This window comes from Mycobacterium parmense (genome assembly GCF_010730575.1).
Classification (GTDB): domain Bacteria; phylum Actinomycetota; class Actinomycetes; order Mycobacteriales; family Mycobacteriaceae; genus Mycobacterium; species Mycobacterium parmense.
Genome location: NZ_AP022614.1, coordinates 41,244 through 57,275 on the forward strand (window position 1 = coordinate 41,244; position 16,032 = coordinate 57,275).

Below are 16,032 nucleotides of genomic sequence, written 5' to 3' on the forward strand. Positions count from 1 at the left end.
GGCGGAAAGTACCCTGGGTGACATGGCACCGACTGTCGACATGGGGATTCCCGGCGCCTCGAGATCGGTGGCCGTCGACCCTGCCCGCAAGAGGGTGCTCCTGGCGGAGCCCCGCGGCTATTGCGCGGGCGTGGACCGGGCGGTCGAGACGGTCGAACGTGCCCTGGAGAAGCACGGCGCGCCCGTCTACGTCCGCCACGAGATCGTGCACAACCGGCATGTGGTGGACACGCTGGTCAAGGCGGGCGCGGTGTTCGTCGAGGAGACCGACGAGGTGCCCGAGGGGGCCATCGTGGTGTTCTCCGCGCACGGGGTCGCGCCGACGGTGCACGCCTCGGCCGCCGAACGTAACCTGCACACCATCGACGCCACCTGTCCGCTGGTCACCAAGGTGCACAACGAGGCCCGGCGGTTCGCCAGGGACGACTACGACATCCTGCTGATCGGCCACGAGGGGCACGAGGAGGTCGTCGGCACTGCCGGCGAGGCGCCCGACCACGTGCAGCTGGTCGACGGCGTCGCCGGCGTGGAGGGCGTGACGGTGCGCGACGAGAACAAGGTGGTCTGGCTGTCCCAGACCACGCTGTCGGTCGACGAGACCATGGAGATCGTCGAGCGGCTGCGCCGGCGGTTCCCGAAGCTGCAGGACCCGCCCAGCGACGACATCTGCTACGCCACCCAGAACCGGCAGGTCGCGGTCAAGGCCATGGCGCCCGAGTGTGAGCTGGTGATCGTCGTCGGGTCGAGCAACTCGTCGAACTCCGTACGCCTGGTCGAGGTCGCGCTCGGCGCCGGCGCCGCGGCCGCGCACCGGGTCGACTGGGCCGACGACATCGACCCGGCCTGGCTCGAAGGCGTGACCACCGTGGGCGTCACTTCGGGCGCGTCTGTCCCCGAGGTGCTGGTCCGGGGGGTGCTGGAGCGGCTCGCCGAGTTGGGCTTCGGCGTGGTCCAACCGGTCACGACGGCCCAGGAGACCCTGGTGTTCGCGCTGCCGCGGGAGATTCGGTCACTGCTGTGACCATTCGGCCGCGCTGACTGCTCAGCCGTCGTACTCCCAGGATTTTGCCCGTGGGCTGGGCGATGTCCGCGGCCGGCCCTCGCCGTTCGGCTCGGACCGGGCGTCGTCGGCCGCGGCGCCCCCGCGGTAGCGGACCTGGGAGATGGGGTGGTGCGTCGATCCGGCGCCGCTGGTGGTGGCGCTGCGGCGCCCTTGGTCGTGAGCGGGCTCGTAGCGGTCTTCGAAACGTTCATAGCGCCCGAAGTGATCGGGCGCCCGGGGCGGCTCGTACATGTCATAACCGTCGAAACGGCCGCTGCGCGGCGTGGGTCGCTCGGTCGGCCGCTCGTAGGGGCTGCGCCGGGTCCGCGGTTCGCGACGTTCCCGGCGGGGGTCGCGGCGGCCGTCCGGGTCGGCGTCGGGTCTGGGGCGCCGCGGCGACCGCCGGCTCGGTTCGGCCGCGTCGTAGCGCTCGTCTTGCGGCCGCCTGCGCGTCGAGCGTCGCGGACGGTCGGCTGCCGCCTCGCCGTCGAGGGGCCGCCGCGAACGGCCGGAGTCCACCCGGCCGGATCGTGCGGTGGACCTGCTGCTGCGTGCCGTACGGGACCGCGCGGAAGCGCCCGCCGGGCGCCGGCGCCGCCCGTCGCGCGTCGTGTCGTGTTCCGGGTCGTTCCCGCCGTTGCCGGACCGCAGGAACGACTGCAGTTTGGCGGCGGCGGAGCCGATGAGGGACGTGGCGCCGCCGGCGGTCGGGGTGGCCGTGCCGTCCGGGGCTTCGTCGGTGTTGACCGTCCGCTGGGACATCCCGAAGTACCACCGGATCAGGCCGATCAACAGGACACCGCCCGCAGTGCCCAGCATGAGCGGGAAGCGCTCGATCAGCGGATAGCCGCAGTTGATCAGCAGGTCCTTCAGTTTGCCGATGTTGCCGCCGTGAAACAGGTAATAGGCGCCCGGGACCGCGCAGAACAGGATCAGCGGGGGCTGGATGATCGCGGTGAAGACACCGTCTTGCCGTACCGCCAGCACGGCCGCCAAACACCCGGCGATGTAGAAGCCGGCGAAGATGTGGGTCAGCTCTTTGTGGCCGGATCCGGCGTCGATCGCGTAGCCGAGGGCAGTGGCCGACACCGCGGTGAGCAGGGCAGCCCACCACGGCACACCTGGGAGATTGGGATAGACCGAGCGGTGACTGGGTTCCACCGCGGACCTCGCCCGCTGTGCTGACACATGTAGACCGTACCGGGAATGAGCCCAAAGCCGCGTATTCGGCGAGGCGCAGGCCGTGGCGTGCCCTGTCGCCGCGGGGGATCGGTCTCGGCGGCGGGTGGGCCCGGTCGAGCCCTAGACTTGGCTTCCCGTGAGCCTGAGCCTTGCAATAGTGGGTCTGCCCAACGTCGGCAAGTCGACCTTGTTCAACGCGCTGACCCGGAACAACGTCGTGGCGGCCAACTACCCGTTCGCGACGATCGAGCCGAACGAGGGCGTCGTTGCGCTGCCCGATCCGCGACTGGACAAGCTGGCCGAGATGTTCGGATCCGAGCGCGTCGTCGCGGCGCCGGTCACGTTCGTCGACATTGCCGGCTTGGTCAAGGGCGCGTCCGAGGGGGCCGGTCTGGGGAACAAATTCCTGGCGAACATCCGCGAATGTGACGCCATATGCCAGGTGGTGCGCGTGTTCTCCGACGACGACGTGACCCACGTGTCCGGGGAGGTGGACCCGAAATCCGACATCGAGGTGGTCGAGACGGAACTGATCCTCGCCGACATGCAGACCCTCGAGCGCGCCCTGCCGAGGCTGGAGAAGGAGGCCCGGACCAACAAGGACCGCAGGCCGGTCCACGACGCGGCGCTGGCCGCCCAGCAGGTGCTGGACGGCGGCACCACGCTTTTCGCCGCGGGGGCCGACGTCTCGCTGCTGCGCGAGCTGAACCTGCTGACCACCAAGCCGTTCCTCTACGTCTTCAACGCCGACGAGGCGGTGTTGACCGACGCCGACCGGGTCGCCGAGCTGCGCCGGCTGGTTGCGCCCGCGGATGCGGTATTCCTCGACGCGGCAATCGAATCCGAGCTCGCCGAACTCGACGACGAGTCAGCCGCCGAGCTGCTCGAGTCGATCGGGCAGACCGAGCGGGGGCTCGACGCCTTGGCGCGGGCCGGTTTTCACACGCTCAAGCTGCAGACGTATCTGACGGCCGGTCCCAAGGAGGCGCGGGCGTGGACCATCCACCAGGGCGACACCGCGCCCAAGGCCGCCGGGGTGATCCACTCCGACTTCGAGAAACGCTTCATCAAGGCCGAGATCGTCTCCTACGACGACCTTGTCGAGGCGGGCTCGATGGCGGCGGCCAAGGCCGCCGGCAAGGTCCGGATGGAGGGCAAGGACTACGTGATGGCCGACGGCGACGTGGTCGAATTCCGACACGGATGAACGTCCTGGAAGGCTGATGTTGTCGGCGGCGACCAACTCCTGTTGGGTCACGCCGCAGCCTCACTGTGGTCAGACCGCGACGTGATCGGGTTCCGGTTCAGCGCGTCGAGTCCTGCGCGGTGAAGACGTCGATCGGGCGCACCGGAGTCAACATCACCAGAGGTATTTGGCGGCTGGTCGACCGCTGATAGGTGATGTAGGGCGGGTACAGGTGGGCCATGTACGCCCAGACCTCATGGCGCTCTTCGCCTTCGGGCTCACGCCACGTTGCCTCGAACGCTTGCGTCGCGATCTGCACACCGATCGTGTCGCTTTCGAGGATGTTCAAGTACCACCCCGGATGTGTGTCGGCGCCGCCCTTCGACCCGACGATCACGATCTCGCCACCGAAGTTGCCGTAGATCAACGGCCTGACATAAACCTTGCCGGACTTTCGACCCGCGCACCTGATCAGGCAGTGCGTCGTCATCTCACGGCCGCCGACCGCGCGCACGTCCATGATGTGGCCCCGCGCGCCACCGGAGGTCAGGTACTCGTTCAGGTGCTTGCCGATCCAGTCGCCCCGCTCTGCTCGGATCGCTGAGGCATCGGCGTCGGCCATGGGTGACTCCTGATAGATTCCGCAAAGCGGATCGGACTGAAACTGCGTCGTGATACGGCGTCTGATCCATGTAACCATCTGCCTTCCTCTGTGGTTCATGCGGCCGGCGTCGAACGCGGGCCTATTCACGCCGGGCGTGCACAAGCCCACGCTGGGTGCGGGCTGCTTCGCGTACGGTGAAGCAGGTGACACCGTGGGTTCGGCCGATTGCCGGCGCGCTGGTGGCCGGCGCGGTGCTGTGGTCGGCTGCCGGGCCGACCGGCGCTGGCCGGGCCGTGGCGGCGCCGGCTCCCGCGCCGAGCAATCACTGGTGCCCGGGTGATCAATGGAACCCCGGCTGGGGCAACGCCTACGACTGGGACTGGAATCGGTGCCACGACTGGCAGGGTCCGGCCAGCCCGGCGGGCGCTGGGCCGTGGGGGCCGGCACCGGTGTGGGCGCCGCCGCAGCCACCCCCGCCGTCCTGGGCGCCCGGGGCCAGGCTGATGTGGAACCCGACCGCCGGCGTGTGGGGATTCTTCAACAACGGGATCTGGACTCCGGTCTAGCGGACGGTGCCGCGAAAATGGTTGTGCTGAAAGGCATCAGCGTTGGTGCCGGACGTCGGCGGGTCTGCCGGGCGGTGCGCGCGCTTCACGCTTCGGGCGCTGCCCCTGTCGCCTCGAAGACGATGCGGCGGCCGATCTCGACGGCATGGTCGGCAAATCGTTCGTAGAAGCGACCCAGCAGGGTGATGTCCACGGCTGCAGCGACGCCGTGCGTCCACTCCTCGTCCATCACCACGCCGAAGAGCCGCTTGTGCAACTCGTCCATGGCGTCGTCCTTCTCGCTGATCCGAGCGGCCTGCTCTGGATCACGCGACGTCACAACGTCCCTGGCGTTGTTGCCGAGGTCCACGGCAATGAGCCCCATCTCGGCGAAGTAGTCGATGACCTCGTCGGGCAGCGCGCGATGGGGATGGCGGCGGCGCGCGATCTTGGCGACGTGGAGGGCCAGGGCACCCATGCGTTCGGCGTCGGCGACGTTCTGGAACGAGCCGAAGACGCGCCGAAGGTCACCGGCGACCGGCGCCTGTAACGCGAGCAACGCGAATGCGGCTTCCTCCGCTTGAGTCTGCAGCGAAGCGACCTGATCGTGGTCGGTGATCACCCGCTCTGCCATCGCCAGGTCGGCATACAGAAGGGCCTGTGTCGCACGGTCCATCGCCAGGCCGGCAAGCCCGCACATGTTGCTGAGCATCTCGGTCAGCGAGTCGAGCTGTGCATGAAACGCCGTGCGCATGCCACCACCTTAGAAGGACATCGGGTGAAACCACACCGGTGAACGGGTGGTGAACAGGTTCTTTCCGGATACTTGAACAAGTTGTCTTGAGCGGGCATAGGGGAACACTGGAAAGTGGAGGGCGTCTCTGCGACGGGGGGTGAGCATGCCGCTATCCGGTTTGCTGACGCGGATTGTGACGTTTCTTCGGGCGGGCTACCCCGAGGGCGTCCCCGCAAACGACTACATCCCGCTGCTGGCGCTGCTGCGCCGCCGCCTGTCCGACGACGAGGTCCTCGCCATCGTCACCGAGCTGATGGCCGCCGCGCCCCCGCCGGTCCAGGGCACCGACGTCCGCGTGGCGATCACCAAGCTGACCGACGACTTGCCTTCACCCGAAGACACCGACCGCGTGAAGCGGCGGCTCATCGCGGCGGGCTGGTCCGTGACCGACCCGCTGGATCTCCTCGGCTAGCCGCGCGCCGCATCGGTGTGGCAGATCCGTTGCGATTCCCAAGGTTAGGTCGATCCGCCGCAGCGGTTGCGGTGGTTCGGGGGCGCATCGTCGAGGGCACGACGCGCCGAAGGCCCGATTCCTTCGGGGCTACCGGCCCGCGACTCAGCGGCAGCAGTTCGGGTCGAGCACTGCGCACAATGCCATCAGGGATTCGCGCCGGGGGCGATGGTAGACATTCATCCCGCGTCGTTCGGACTCGACCATCCCGGCCCGGCGTAACTGAGTCAGATGATGGCTGACTGTCGACTCGCTGAGTTTCACCGCCGCCGCAAGGTCGCAACTGCACAATTCGCCCGCCTCGGAAGCGAACAGCAGCGAGACCAGCTTGACTCTGATCGGGTCGGCCAGCGCTTTGAGCCGCAACGCGATGTCCAGCGCCGCATCGTCGTCCACCGGGCCGGCTGCCACCGGGGAGCAGCGCACCGGTGCCGACATGTCCACCATCGGCAGGGTCTTCGGCATGCCCGCCATTCTGCCATACCTTATTGACATATATCGAAGTAGTGGCAGGATCGGGGGCAAGACAAGTTCGACATAAGTCGCAGAGTTAGGAGCCCGCCATGCCCCGCGCTCAGCTCGCCCTCAACGTGGAAGACCTCAGCGAGGCGATCGCCTTCTATTCCAAGCTGTTCGACACCGCGCCGGCCAAGGTCAAGCAGGGCTATGCGAACTTCGCGGTGACCGAACCGCCGCTGAAGCTCGTCCTCATCGAAAGCCCCGGCCGCGGTGGAACTCTGAATCACCTCGGTATCGAAGTGGATTCCAGCCAGGCGGTGCACGCCGAGATCGCCCGCCTCGCCGGCGAGGGCCTGATCACCGAAGAAGAGTTGGGGGCCACGTGCTGCTTCGCCGAGCAGGACAAGGCGTGGGTGACCGGGCCGGCGGGGCACAGGTGGGAAATCTATACCGTGCTCGCCGACGCGCAGACCTTCGGTGCCGAGCCCGCGAAAGCCGACGACGCGATCGGCGACTGGCTGTGCTGCGGGCCCGCCGGCGGCGCCGCGCAAGGCGAACCTGCGTGACCCGGGCGACGGAACGACACTTGAGCGAGTCTGTTACGCAAGGCCTTTCACGCCTGGACCGCTTTCTGCCCGTGTGGATCGGCGTCGCGATGTCCACCGGATTGCTGCTGGGCCGGTTCGTCCCGGCGCTGAACACGGACCTCAATCGTATCCGGGCCGACGGCATCTCCCTGCCGATCGCGGCGGGACTGCTGGTGATGATGTACCCGGTATTGGCGAAGGTGCGCTACGACCGCCTCGGCGCGGTCGCCGCAGATCGCAGGCTGCTCGTCAGTTCGCTGGTGCTGAACTGGGCGCTCGGTCCTGCTCTCATGTTCGCCTTGGCGTGGCTGCTGCTACCCGATCTGCCGCAGTACCGCACCGGACTGATCATCGTCGGCCTGGCGCGATGCATAGCGATGGTGATCATCTGGAATGACCTCGCGTGCGGCGACCGTGAGGCCGCCGCGGTTCTGGTTGCGCTCAACTCCATCTTCCAGGTCGCCATGTTCGCCGTGCTCGGCTGGTTTTACCTCTCGGTGCTCCCCGGCTGGCTTGGCCTGCCGCAGAACACCATCAGCATTTCGCCGGGACAGATCGCGAAGTCCGTGCTGATATTCCTGGGCGTCCCGTTGGTCGCCGGGTACCTCTCCCGGCTTATCGGCGAAAGGGTCAAAGGCGGGTACTGGTACGAGTCGGTATTCCTGCCCGTCATCGGGCCGTGGGCGCTCTACGGACTGCTGTTCACCATCGTCATCCTCTTCGCGTTGCAAGGCGATCAGATCATCGACCGTCCTCTCGACGTCGCCCGCATAGCCGTGCCGTTGCTCGCCTACTTCGCCGTGATGTGGAGCGGTGGCTACCTGCTGGGGGCGGTGCTCGGCCTCGGCTACCGGCGCACCGCCACGCTCGCGTTCACTGCTGCGGGCAACAACTTCGAACTGGCGATCGCGGTGGCCATCGCCACCTTCGGAGCGACTTCCGGCGAGGCGCTCGCCGGAGTCGTCGGACCGCTCATCGAAGTGCCCGCGCTTGTCGCGCTCGTGTACCTGTCGCTGGCGCTGCGTCACCGATTCCGACGCCGAGTCGCGCCGAGCACGCTCGACCGGAGCGCCCGATGACCGAACGGTCCGGTAAACCGAGCGTGCTGTTCTTGTGCACCCACAATGCGGGCCGATCTCAAATGGCGATGGGCTTCTTCAGGCACCTCGCCGGGGAACAAGCATTGGCCTACTCCGGCGGATCCGAACCGGCCGAGGAGGTGAACCCCGCTGCCGTCGCGGCGATGGCCGAAGTCGGCATCGACATCAGCCGCGAGCGACCCCGTCCCTGGACGGCTGACGTCGTCGAAGCCGTCGACGTCGTGGTGACGATGGGGTGCGGCGACGCGTGCCCTCGCCTGCCGGGCAAGCGATACGAGAATTGGGAAATTCCCGATCCGTCCGGTCTCGCGGCCGACGAGGTGCGACCGATCCGCGATGCCATCGAGAGCCGCATCCGCCTTCTGCTGGGCCAGTTGGGCCTGACGCCATCAACCATCCGTGCCGCGGACCGTTAGCCCGTCCTCGCGGTCAGCGCCGGTCGCGGCACCGGCGCACGTGAACTTCGGCGCTTGCGCGCCGCCCGCCGCGTGTCACGGATGTGCGACGAGATAGGTCTCGTTGTCCAGCGTGGAGGTGAGTGCCTCGACGTCGAAGGGCCTGTCGAGGCGTGCGTTCAGCTTCTCGCGGTCCACCAACAGGCTTATCTCGACGGTCTGGCGCGCGAGCAGTCGCCCGATCAGCGGGTAGATGCGGCGCATGATCGCACGCTCGGCCGTGGTGCAGCGCGAGGCGCAATAACCCACGTGGCCGATCTCGTCGGTGAGTATCTCGCTGTAGAGCAACGCGATTCGCTCGGCGACGGCGGGTTCGTCGGTGAACAACTCGACGCCGACGCGGCGCAGTTCGTCGAACATGATGCAACCGGCCATCTCCGCGGCGCCGACGAAGGCAAAGCTGATCCGTCGTGGCAGGAACACGTTCGCCTTGACGAACTGTCTCATCACGAACGGTGGCGGCAGCACCTGGAAGGTCAGGTCGAAGACGTCCAGCGCGTAAGCCAGCAACCGGGTGTGGTAGTGCTCTTCGAGTTCCAGGTAGACGTCCTCGGCGGGCGCTTGGGCATCGCTGTTGTGCCCGTAGGTTTCACCGAGTCCGACGCCGAAACGCTCCGCCTGATTGAGCTTTGCGGTGGCCAGCAGGAACAGCATCTTCTTGTCGAGGCCGGGTTCGGGTCTCCGACGACGCAGGTTGCGAAGAAACGTGTGCTGGTCGGCCGGGTGGGCGGACCGGACGGGTTCGGCTTCGAGTCGATCGAAGAACTCCTCCCGCTTCGTCAACCGCCGATTGAGCAGGTCGGCTTCGCCGTCGCGTCTGGCCAGAAAGTTCCGATAGCCGGCAATGCTGTTGGTGCTCATCGCTTCTCCATTCCCTTGACAACTGTTGTCACATAGCGAGTCAGCAAGGCGGCGTCGTGTGCGCCGATCGCCAGCAGCGCGAAGAGCCCGGTCAGGAAGAACGTCGCGAGTTCCGTCGTGTCGGCGTCCGCGACGAGTGCCCCGGCGTCGCGTGCGCGAGTGATGACGCGGATGAGGAACTGGGCGAGCGGGTGGTGGGCCAACTCGTCCTCGACCGGACGGTTCGAGGCGAAGTGCAATCCCAACATGTCCCGGAAGATGGTTGCGCCCAGGCGCCGCTCGGCATCGAGCACGCGATGGACGAGTTCGGTGAGCACCGACGACAGATCACCCTCGGCCTCGCCGAGTTCGGCAACGATCCGGGTCTCCTCGTCGCGTTCCAGTTCGACGAGCACGTGCTCTTTGGTGGGGAAGTGGAAGTAGAACGTCCCCCTGGCCACACCGGCCCCGGCGGCGATGGCACTGACATCGGCGGCCGCCAATCCGCACCGCGAGATCTCCGCTAACGCGGCGTCGAACAGGCGGCTTCGGGTCTCCAGCCGGCGCGCCTCCCGAACGCCCCCGAGCTTCGACTCGGCGGTCACAGAGGCGGCGGGCGACGGCACAGCGAAACCGTACGCCGGATGCTGACGCCCGTCAATGACGCCTGTCAGCGAAATGGACGTGCGGCTTATTGTCGGAGGGGCTTCCTAGGCTTGCTGAAGGTTCGCGACGCCGTCGCTCAAAGGGAGGCTTGTATGAAGTTCGTTTCGACCCGCATCATCACGGCCGACGTCGGACGCCTGGTCGGGTTCTACGAGATGATCACGGAAGTCCCTGCGCAGTGGGGCAACGACTTGTTCGCGGAGATCCCGACGCCGGTGGGCACGCTCGCGATCGGCAGCGACAAGACGGTGCCGCTGTTCGGGGAGGGATCCGCCCGGGCGGCTGCCAATCGCAGTGCGATCGTCGAGTTCATCGTCGAGGATGTCGACGCCGAGTACGAGCGGCTGCGCGGGCGGCTCGAGGAGGTCGTGACGGAGCCGACAACCATGCCCTGGGGGAATCGCGCGCTGTTGTTCCGGGATCCCGACGGCAACCTGGTCAACCTGTTCACGCCGGTCACCGAGGGTGCCCGCGCCAAGTTCGGCATTTGAATCCCGGCCGAACGAACAGGGCGCAGAGGCAACCCCGAACAACTAGTCGGCCGTGACCTCGATCTCGCCGCCGAGCTGATAGCCCGGCGCCAGGGGGAGGTTGTCGCCACTCCAGAATGAGCCGGGATCGAACCAGTTCGAATATTTTCCCGTGGAGAGCAAGCCCATTTCCTCGTAGGTGATCGCCACCGTCTCGGCGCAGTATGCAACCTGCAGGCCGAGCCGCTGGCGCTCCTTGCGTCGCTCGGTCGACTCCCGGGCCCGGTCTTCGACGACCGGAATCCCCCGCGTCCAATCGTAGGCATTGGGGAATCGGCCACGTAGCCACCGCCCGGTGAGGCGCATCGTGGTGGGAAACGCGGTGCCGTCCATCCGGGCGATGACGCGCAGCAGCCGGTTCTCCTGATCGCGGGTGGCCGGGGGAGTCAGCTGGCGCAGCCAGCATCGCTGGCGGTAGCGCCGCGTCCACTGCGCGACGGCTTGGCCGAGGTCGTTGAGTTGCACGCCGCGGTGGTTGGTGCCCGTCCACATGTCGACCAGCTTGTCGCCGAGTTCGGCGTGCCAGATCAGGGGCGGCAGGTCGTCGATGGCCACCGTCATGCCGACGTGGTTGACCGGGCTGTTGGTCAGGGCCTGGATGGCGCGGTCGGGCCGGGAACCGCCGCGGAACAGCCAGAGGTCGCCGGTCCGCGTCTCCTCGAGGGCCTGCTCCAGGGTGGGCATCGTCGGGTAAACCCTTCCGCCGCTTATGTACTCGTCGTGGTGGGGCCGGACAGCACGTCTTGTGCGATCTTGCGCGCGCTGGCCGCCGCGGGATAGCCGGCATAAGCCGCCAGGTGGTAGATCACCTCTTCGACTTCTTCCACGCTCAGCCCGTTGCGCAGCGCGATCGGGAAGTGGAACTTCAGCTCCTCGCCGGCCCGCAGGGCGACGAGCGCGCCGAGGGTCACCAGGCTGCGCGACCGGCGATCCAGGCCCGGCCGCGTCCACAGGGCGCCGAAGACGTGATCGATGGTCATGTCCCCGAGTTCCTCGGCGAAGCCTCCGTCGCGCAGACTGGTCACCCCCTCGGGGATCAGTCCCGGCATCATCTCCCGGAAAACCTCCAAGCCCTCCTCGTGGGGGTCAGCCATCGGTGTTCGCCTTTCCACGGTCGCGGGAGATCTGGAAGTCGATGTAGGCATCCCAGTCGTCGGCGCGGCGACGCAACTCCTCGACGACGTTGGCGTGGGTGGGCACGAAGAAACGATTGCGCAGGATCGCATCGGCGACAAGCTCCCCGACGACTGCGGGCTCGAGCAACGCGAACTGCTCGCCGGGGATGCGCAGGGGCGCCCCGCGGCCGAACGATGGCACACCGACGGTGATATTGGTCGCAACCGGTCCCGGGCACAACACAGTGACGCCGATGTTCTTGGGCCGCAGGTAAATCGCCAGCCCCTCGCTGATCTGGACGATCGCGGCCTTGGTGGCCGCATAAGGCAGCCGGTCGTAAGAGTAGGTGAAGAGCCCGGCGAAGGAGGCGGTGTTGACCACGTGCCCGCTGCCCTGATCGATCAGCAGCGGCAGGAACGCGGCGTTGCTGCGCACCACCGACATCAGGTTGATGTCGACGATGCGCTGCCATTCCGCGACGGGAATGTCCTCGGGAAGCCCGTTTGTCAGCACGCCGACGTTGTTGACCACGATGTCGATCCGGCCGAACCGCCGCAATGCCGCGTCCCGGACTGCCTCGAACGCGCCCGCGTCGGAAACGTCGGCGCGGTGCGGCAATACGGCGGCACCGCGATCGCCGAGACCTTCCGCGAGGGTGTGCAAACCGCCGTCGTCGAGGTCGACGGCCACCAGGCGAGCGCCGCCTTCGCAGAGCGCGCACGCGACGGCGCGGCCGATGCCGCCGGCCGCTCCGGTGATCACGGCGACCTTGTCGCGAAGGGTGTCCATGTGCGGGGGTGGTGCGCAGTCGTTGCCTCGAGTCAGGGCACACAAGTTAACCACAACCGCTTGCACCCCGACCGTCCGCGAATAGCCTGTCGTGATGCGCCGTGTGTGGAAGTGGTTGGGGCTGGCCGGGGTCGCCGGCGTCGTCGCCGGGGGAGCGCTGGTGGCGCGCGACCAACGCAAGCGTCGCGCATATACGGCCGACGAGGTCCGGGCCCGGCTGCATCAACGGCTGGCCGAATCCGACTCCCAGCGTCCTTAGCTTCCCGTTTGCACGGCGTACAGCCGGTGGCTGCCCGAGAAGCCTTTCAACTCCGCGTCGCGCCCTTTGTCGAACCTGATGCCGTCACACTCCGCGAGCGCTTCGCGCACCGGTTCGCTGACCAGGACCTCGCCGCCGGTGGCTTGAGCCGCGACCCGCGCCGCCATCGCGACGTTGCGCCCGAACAGGTCGTCGCCGCGGCGCACCGAGCGTCCCATGTGGATGCCGATCCGGACGCGGATCTCCTCGTGCCGCTTGCGTTTTGCGTCCTTGTGCAGCTCCTGCTGAATGTCGATGCCGCACCGCACCGCCTGTTCGGCCTGGGCGAAGGCGATCATGAAGCCGTCGCCCTGACTCTTCACGACGTGACCGGAGCGTCGTTGCACCAGATCCGAGACCAGCTTGTCGTGCGCGCCAATGAGTTTGACCCATGCCCGGTCGCCGATGCGTTCGTTGAGAGCGGTCGACTCCTCGATGTCGGAGAACAGGATGACCACCCGGCCGTCCGGGGTCACCCGGGCCAGGTCGGGCCTTTCCACCTCCGCCCAATCGGCGAGGTCCTCGATCGAGCTGCGCACCGCGGCCCCGAAGCCTTCCTTGCGCACCAGGTTGGCGGTCTGCCAGACGGTCTTGACGGCCTCGCGGCCGCCCGACAGCAACCGTTTGCGGGCATCGGCCCGCTGCTGCAGCTCGTCGATCTGCCGGCGCGCACCGGCAAGCAGCCTGATCAGCACCGCGATTCCGACACCCTCGAGCACCGCGACCCCGGCGAGGGCGTAGACCGCGATGTGCAGTGCATCAGCCACGGGATCATCCTCGCAAAGGTCCTCCCGGGACCGGCACGCGCTCGGGTTGTCGTGCTCACAGGCAGTGTTTAGTGTTGAGACAGCCGGCCGCGGGTAGTGAGTCTCAAGGGAGCCGAGAAGGTGACTTTCGGGAGGTGCGGTCATGGCTGACAGCGACGGAGAACCGTCTGATTTGCTGGTCATCTTCGGGATCACCGGAGACCTGGCGCGCAAGATGACGTTCCGCGCCCTGTACCGGCTCGAGCGCCGCGACATGCTGGACTGCCCGATCATCGGCGTGGCCAGTGACGACATCTCCAAGGACAAGCTGCTCGAGCGCGCGCGCGATGCCATCGAGGGATCCGGGGAGAAGTTCGACGACGCGGTGTTCGCCAGGTTCGCCGACCGGCTGTCCTATCTGCACGGCGACGTGACCGACGAGAAGCTCTACGGCCGGCTTTCCAAGATGATCGACTCGGGCGCCCGTCCGCTGTTCTACCTGGAGATGCCGCCGTCGCTGTTCGCTCCGATCGTGGAGAACCTCGCGAATGCCAACCTGCTGGAGCATGCGCGGGTGGCGGTGGAAAAACCGTTCGGTCACGACCTGGAGTCGGCGCGCGACCTCAACGCCCGGCTGCGCGCGGTGCTCGACGAGGACCAGATCCTGCGGGTGGACCACTTCCTCGGCAAACAACCCGTCGAGGAATTGGAGTACCTGCGCTTCGCCAACCTCGGCCTGTCGAAGTTGTGGGACCGCGAAAGCGTCTCGGAAATCCACATCACCATGGCGGAGAGCTTCGGAGTCGACGACCGCGGCAAGTTCTACGACGCGGTGGGCGCGCTGCGCGACGTCGTGCAGAACCACCTGATGCAGGTGCTCGCGCTGGTCGCGATGGAACCCCCGGTCGGGCCCAGCGCCGACGACCTCAACGACAGGAAGGCCGAGGTGTTCCGGGCGATGCCGGCGCTGGACCCGCAGCGCTGCGTGCGTGGCCAGTACCGCGGCTACACCGACGTCGCGGGTGTGGCCAAGGATTCCAAGACCGAGACATTCGTCGCGCTGCGGACCGAGATCGACAACTGGCGCTGGTCCGGGGTGCCGATCTTCGTGCGCGCCGCCAAGGCGATGCCGACGACGGTCACCGAGGTCAGGATGTTCCTCCACCACGTCCCCGGCTGTCCGTTCCTGCCCAACGGCCGGCCGAACGAGCCCAACCAGATCGTGCTGCGCATCGATCCCGACCCGGGGATGCGGCTGAGTTTGTCCGCGCAAGTCGGCGACTCGTGGCAGGACGTTCACCTGGACTCGTCCTTCGCGCGCGACCTCGGCGAAGCGGTGCGGCCCTACGAACGCCTGCTGTACGCCGGGTTGATGGGAAACCGCCAGCTGTTCGCCCGGGAGGACGCCATCGAGCAGACGTGGCGGATCGTGCAACCCCTGCTCGACAAGCCCGGCCGGGTGCACCAGTACGACCGCGGCTCGTGGGGTCCCGAGGCGGCGCAGTCGCTACTGCATGGTCATCGCAGCTGGCAATCGCCGTGGCTGCCCGAAGGCTCGCAAGCATCGAACTAAGGAGAACCGGACACATGCAGCTTGGGATGATCGGCCTGGGCCGGATGGGCGCCAACATCGTCCGCCGCGTGACGAAGGACGGACACCAGTGCGTGGTCTACGACCACGATCCCGACGCGGTCAAAGCGCTGGCGGGCGAGGAGAACACCACCGGTGTGTCCTCCTTGAAGGAGCTTGCCGAGAAGCTCGACGCGCCGCGCGTCGTCTGGGTGATGGTCCCGGCCGGGACGATCACGACGGGCGTCATCGAGGAGCTCGCCAAGACGTTGGAGTCCGGTGACACCGTCATCGACGGGGGCAACTCGTACTATCGCGACGACATCGCGCACTCGAAGATTCTGTCGGACAAGGGGATTCACCTACTGGATTGCGGCACCAGCGGTGGCGTGTGGGGCCGCGAGCGCGGTTATTGCCTGATGATCGGCGGCGACGACGACGCGTTCGCGCGTGCCGAGCCGATCTTCGCCACCGTCGCGCCCGGCGTCGACGCCGCGCCGCGTACGCCGGGTCGTGACGGCGAGGTCGCGCAGCCCGAGAAGGGTTACCTGCACTGCGGGCCGTCCGGGGCGGGACACTTCGTCAAGATGGTGCACAACGGCATCGAGTACGGGATGATGGCCTCGCTCGCCGAAGGGCTGAACATCCTGCGCAACGCCGACATCGGCAAGCACATCCAGCAGGGCGACGCCGAAACGGCGCCGCTGTCGAATCCCGAGTTCTACCAATACGATTTCGACATCCCCGATGTCGCCGAGGTGTGGCGCCGCGGCAGCGTCATCGGGTCCTGGCTGCTGGACCTGACCGCGATCGCGTTGCACCAATCGCCCGATCTCAAGGAGTTCTCCGGGCGGGTCTCCGACTCCGGGGAGGGCCGCTGGACCGCGATCGCGGCGATCGACGAGGGAGTTCCCTCGCCGGTGCTGACCACCGCGCTGCAGTCCCGCTTCGCCTCGCGGTCTCTCGATGACTTCGCCAACAAGGCGCTCTCGGCGATGCGCAAGCAGTTCGGGGGACACGCCGAGAAGCCGGCGAACTAGCCGGGCGAAGCGGGTCGCCACGGGACCCGA

General features: G+C 67.4%; 21 protein-coding genes. 11 read left to right on the plus strand and 10 right to left on the minus strand.

The genetic code is table 11. From position 1 onward, the window contains the following. Window positions 1-22 precede the first annotated feature (22 nt). The gene (locus tag G6N48_RS00210; RefSeq protein ID WP_085269385.1) at window positions 23-1,021 is read left to right on the plus strand and encodes a 4-hydroxy-3-methylbut-2-enyl diphosphate reductase; all 999 of its coding nucleotides are present in this window, start codon (window positions 23-25) and stop codon (window positions 1,019-1,021) included. A 21-nt stretch (window positions 1,022-1,042) separates the two neighbouring features. On the opposite strand, the gene G6N48_RS00215 is transcribed toward G6N48_RS00210, so the two are convergent. Then, entirely contained in the window at window positions 1,043-2,230 is a 1,188-nt protein-coding gene (locus G6N48_RS00215; RefSeq protein ID WP_179969831.1) for a DUF6542 domain-containing protein, read from the minus strand. A gap of 130 nt (window positions 2,231-2,360) precedes the next feature. Between G6N48_RS00215 and ychF the strand changes: the two genes are divergently transcribed. Continuing rightward, window positions 2,361-3,431: a redox-regulated ATPase YchF gene (ychF, locus tag G6N48_RS00220; RefSeq protein ID WP_085269383.1), complete on the plus strand. Its 1,071-nt coding sequence runs from the start codon at window positions 2,361-2,363 to the stop codon at window positions 3,429-3,431. A 97-nt stretch (window positions 3,432-3,528) separates the two neighbouring features. On the opposite strand, the gene G6N48_RS00225 is transcribed toward ychF, so the two are convergent. Then, window positions 3,529-4,032, minus strand: coding sequence for a nitroreductase/quinone reductase family protein (locus G6N48_RS00225; protein ID WP_085269382.1), 504 nt, complete (start codon window positions 4,030-4,032; stop codon window positions 3,529-3,531). Window positions 4,033-4,265: 233 nt separating this feature from the next. Here G6N48_RS00225 and G6N48_RS00230 point away from each other — a divergent pair, with 233 nt between their 5' ends. Further along, complete coding sequence (locus G6N48_RS00230; protein WP_232066736.1) at window positions 4,266-4,580, plus strand: hypothetical protein; 315 nt, start codon at window positions 4,266-4,268, stop codon at window positions 4,578-4,580. Window positions 4,581-4,665: 85 nt separating this feature from the next. Here G6N48_RS00230 and phoU read toward each other — a convergent pair whose 3' ends face one another. Next, on the minus strand, window positions 4,666-5,313 hold the full coding sequence (gene phoU / locus G6N48_RS00235; RefSeq protein WP_085269381.1) for a phosphate signaling complex protein PhoU: 648 nt from the start codon (window positions 5,311-5,313) through the stop codon (window positions 4,666-4,668). 145 nt (window positions 5,314-5,458) lie between these two features. On the opposite strand from phoU, the gene G6N48_RS00240 reads away from it, so the two are divergent. Then, window positions 5,459-5,767: a DUF3349 domain-containing protein gene (locus G6N48_RS00240; protein WP_085269380.1), complete on the plus strand. Its 309-nt coding sequence runs from the start codon at window positions 5,459-5,461 to the stop codon at window positions 5,765-5,767. A 144-nt stretch (window positions 5,768-5,911) separates the two neighbouring features. Here the strand turns inward: G6N48_RS00240 and G6N48_RS00245 are convergent, their stop codons facing one another. Next, window positions 5,912-6,271 carry an Rv2640c family ArsR-like transcriptional regulator gene (locus G6N48_RS00245; RefSeq protein WP_085269467.1) on the minus strand — a complete coding sequence of 120 codons (360 nt, stop codon included), beginning with the start codon at window positions 6,269-6,271 and terminating at the stop codon, window positions 5,912-5,914. Between the two features lie 98 nt (window positions 6,272-6,369). Between G6N48_RS00245 and G6N48_RS00250 the strand changes: the two genes are divergently transcribed. From G6N48_RS00250 to G6N48_RS00260, 3 genes are all read left to right on the plus strand, one after another. Then, window positions 6,370-6,831, plus strand: a complete 462-nt coding sequence (locus G6N48_RS00250) for an ArsI/CadI family heavy metal resistance metalloenzyme (protein ID WP_085269379.1) — start codon at window positions 6,370-6,372, stop codon at window positions 6,829-6,831. Window positions 6,832-6,851: 20 nt separating this feature from the next. Beyond that, complete coding sequence (arsB, locus tag G6N48_RS00255) at window positions 6,852-7,931, plus strand: ACR3 family arsenite efflux transporter (RefSeq protein ID WP_372511163.1); 1,080 nt, start codon at window positions 6,852-6,854, stop codon at window positions 7,929-7,931. Between the two features lie 62 nt (window positions 7,932-7,993). Further along, complete coding sequence (locus G6N48_RS00260) at window positions 7,994-8,368, plus strand: arsenate reductase/protein-tyrosine-phosphatase family protein (RefSeq protein WP_232066737.1); 375 nt, start codon at window positions 7,994-7,996, stop codon at window positions 8,366-8,368. A gap of 75 nt (window positions 8,369-8,443) precedes the next feature. On the opposite strand, the gene G6N48_RS00265 is transcribed toward G6N48_RS00260, so the two are convergent. Both G6N48_RS00265 and G6N48_RS00270 read right to left on the minus strand, forming a co-directional pair. Then, window positions 8,444-9,268, minus strand: a complete 825-nt coding sequence (locus G6N48_RS00265) for a hypothetical protein (RefSeq protein WP_085269377.1) — start codon at window positions 9,266-9,268, stop codon at window positions 8,444-8,446. Next, the gene (locus G6N48_RS00270) at window positions 9,265-9,873 is read right to left on the minus strand and encodes a TetR/AcrR family transcriptional regulator (protein ID WP_232066503.1); all 609 of its coding nucleotides are present in this window, start codon (window positions 9,871-9,873) and stop codon (window positions 9,265-9,267) included. Before G6N48_RS00270 ends, G6N48_RS00265 begins: the two co-directional genes overlap by 4 nt. A 132-nt stretch (window positions 9,874-10,005) precedes the next feature. Between G6N48_RS00270 and G6N48_RS00275 the strand changes: the two genes are divergently transcribed. Continuing rightward, a complete protein-coding gene (locus tag G6N48_RS00275) occupies window positions 10,006-10,404 on the plus strand; it encodes a VOC family protein (protein WP_085269376.1) in 399 nt (132 codons plus the stop codon). A 42-nt stretch (window positions 10,405-10,446) separates the two neighbouring features. Here G6N48_RS00275 and G6N48_RS00280 read toward each other — a convergent pair whose 3' ends face one another. The 3 genes from G6N48_RS00280 to G6N48_RS00290 are packed head-to-tail and all read right to left on the minus strand — an operon-like array spanning window position 10,447 to window position 12,348. After that, window positions 10,447-11,127 carry a guanylate cyclase gene (locus G6N48_RS00280; RefSeq protein ID WP_085269375.1) on the minus strand — a complete coding sequence of 227 codons (681 nt, stop codon included), beginning with the start codon at window positions 11,125-11,127 and terminating at the stop codon, window positions 10,447-10,449. A 23-nt stretch (window positions 11,128-11,150) separates the two neighbouring features. Next, a complete protein-coding gene (locus G6N48_RS00285) occupies window positions 11,151-11,537 on the minus strand; it encodes a carboxymuconolactone decarboxylase family protein (protein ID WP_085269374.1) in 387 nt (128 codons plus the stop codon). Then, window positions 11,530-12,348, minus strand: coding sequence for an SDR family oxidoreductase (locus G6N48_RS00290; protein ID WP_085269373.1), 819 nt, complete (start codon window positions 12,346-12,348; stop codon window positions 11,530-11,532). The genes G6N48_RS00285 and G6N48_RS00290 overlap by 8 nt, the downstream gene beginning before the upstream one ends. A gap of 94 nt (window positions 12,349-12,442) precedes the next feature. On the opposite strand from G6N48_RS00290, the gene G6N48_RS27620 reads away from it, so the two are divergent. Then, window positions 12,443-12,607: a hypothetical protein gene (locus G6N48_RS27620; protein ID WP_169718434.1), complete on the plus strand. Its 165-nt coding sequence runs from the start codon at window positions 12,443-12,445 to the stop codon at window positions 12,605-12,607. On the opposite strand, the gene G6N48_RS00295 is transcribed toward G6N48_RS27620, so the two are convergent. Then, the gene (locus G6N48_RS00295; protein ID WP_232066504.1) at window positions 12,604-13,413 is read right to left on the minus strand and encodes an adenylate/guanylate cyclase domain-containing protein; all 810 of its coding nucleotides are present in this window, start codon (window positions 13,411-13,413) and stop codon (window positions 12,604-12,606) included. The two genes, G6N48_RS27620 and G6N48_RS00295, sit on opposite strands and share 4 nt — an antisense overlap. Before the next feature lie 142 nt (window positions 13,414-13,555). Here G6N48_RS00295 and G6N48_RS00300 point away from each other — a divergent pair, with 142 nt between their 5' ends. Next, the gene (locus G6N48_RS00300) at window positions 13,556-14,965 is read left to right on the plus strand and encodes a glucose-6-phosphate dehydrogenase (RefSeq protein WP_085269371.1); all 1,410 of its coding nucleotides are present in this window, start codon (window positions 13,556-13,558) and stop codon (window positions 14,963-14,965) included. 14 nt (window positions 14,966-14,979) lie between these two features. After that, window positions 14,980-16,002: a phosphogluconate dehydrogenase (NAD(+)-dependent, decarboxylating) gene (gene gnd, locus G6N48_RS00305; RefSeq protein ID WP_085269370.1), complete on the plus strand. Its 1,023-nt coding sequence runs from the start codon at window positions 14,980-14,982 to the stop codon at window positions 16,000-16,002. The last annotated feature ends 30 nt before the right edge of the window (window positions 16,003-16,032 follow it).

What these genes read in the sequence shown, in the direction of transcription:
- G6N48_RS00210 (WP_085269385.1), top strand. Translation starts at nt 23, where the DNA reads ATGGCACCGACTGTCGACATGGGGATTCCCGGCGCCTCGAGATCGGTG.
- G6N48_RS00225 (WP_085269382.1), bottom strand. Translation starts at nt 4,032, where the DNA reads ATGGCCGACGCCGATGCCTCAGCGATCCGAGCAGAGCGGGGCGACTGG.
- phoU (WP_085269381.1), bottom strand. Translation starts at nt 5,313, where the DNA reads ATGCGCACGGCGTTTCATGCACAGCTCGACTCGCTGACCGAGATGCTC.
- G6N48_RS00240 (WP_085269380.1), top strand. Translation starts at nt 5,459, where the DNA reads ATGCCGCTATCCGGTTTGCTGACGCGGATTGTGACGTTTCTTCGGGCG.
- G6N48_RS00245 (WP_085269467.1), bottom strand. Translation starts at nt 6,271, where the DNA reads ATGCCGAAGACCCTGCCGATGGTGGACATGTCGGCACCGGTGCGCTGC.
- G6N48_RS00250 (WP_085269379.1), top strand. Translation starts at nt 6,370, where the DNA reads ATGCCCCGCGCTCAGCTCGCCCTCAACGTGGAAGACCTCAGCGAGGCG.
- G6N48_RS00260 (WP_232066737.1), top strand. Translation starts at nt 7,994, where the DNA reads ATGGCGATGGGCTTCTTCAGGCACCTCGCCGGGGAACAAGCATTGGCC.
- G6N48_RS00265 (WP_085269377.1), bottom strand. Translation starts at nt 9,268, where the DNA reads ATGAGCACCAACAGCATTGCCGGCTATCGGAACTTTCTGGCCAGACGC.
- G6N48_RS00275 (WP_085269376.1), top strand. Translation starts at nt 10,006, where the DNA reads ATGAAGTTCGTTTCGACCCGCATCATCACGGCCGACGTCGGACGCCTG.
- G6N48_RS00280 (WP_085269375.1), bottom strand. Translation starts at nt 11,127, where the DNA reads ATGCCCACCCTGGAGCAGGCCCTCGAGGAGACGCGGACCGGCGACCTC.
- G6N48_RS00285 (WP_085269374.1), bottom strand. Translation starts at nt 11,537, where the DNA reads ATGGCTGACCCCCACGAGGAGGGCTTGGAGGTTTTCCGGGAGATGATG.
- G6N48_RS00290 (WP_085269373.1), bottom strand. Translation starts at nt 12,348, where the DNA reads ATGGACACCCTTCGCGACAAGGTCGCCGTGATCACCGGAGCGGCCGGC.
- G6N48_RS27620 (WP_169718434.1), top strand. Translation starts at nt 12,443, where the DNA reads ATGCGCCGTGTGTGGAAGTGGTTGGGGCTGGCCGGGGTCGCCGGCGTC.
- G6N48_RS00300 (WP_085269371.1), top strand. Translation starts at nt 13,556, where the DNA reads ATGGCTGACAGCGACGGAGAACCGTCTGATTTGCTGGTCATCTTCGGG.
- gnd (WP_085269370.1), top strand. Translation starts at nt 14,980, where the DNA reads ATGCAGCTTGGGATGATCGGCCTGGGCCGGATGGGCGCCAACATCGTC.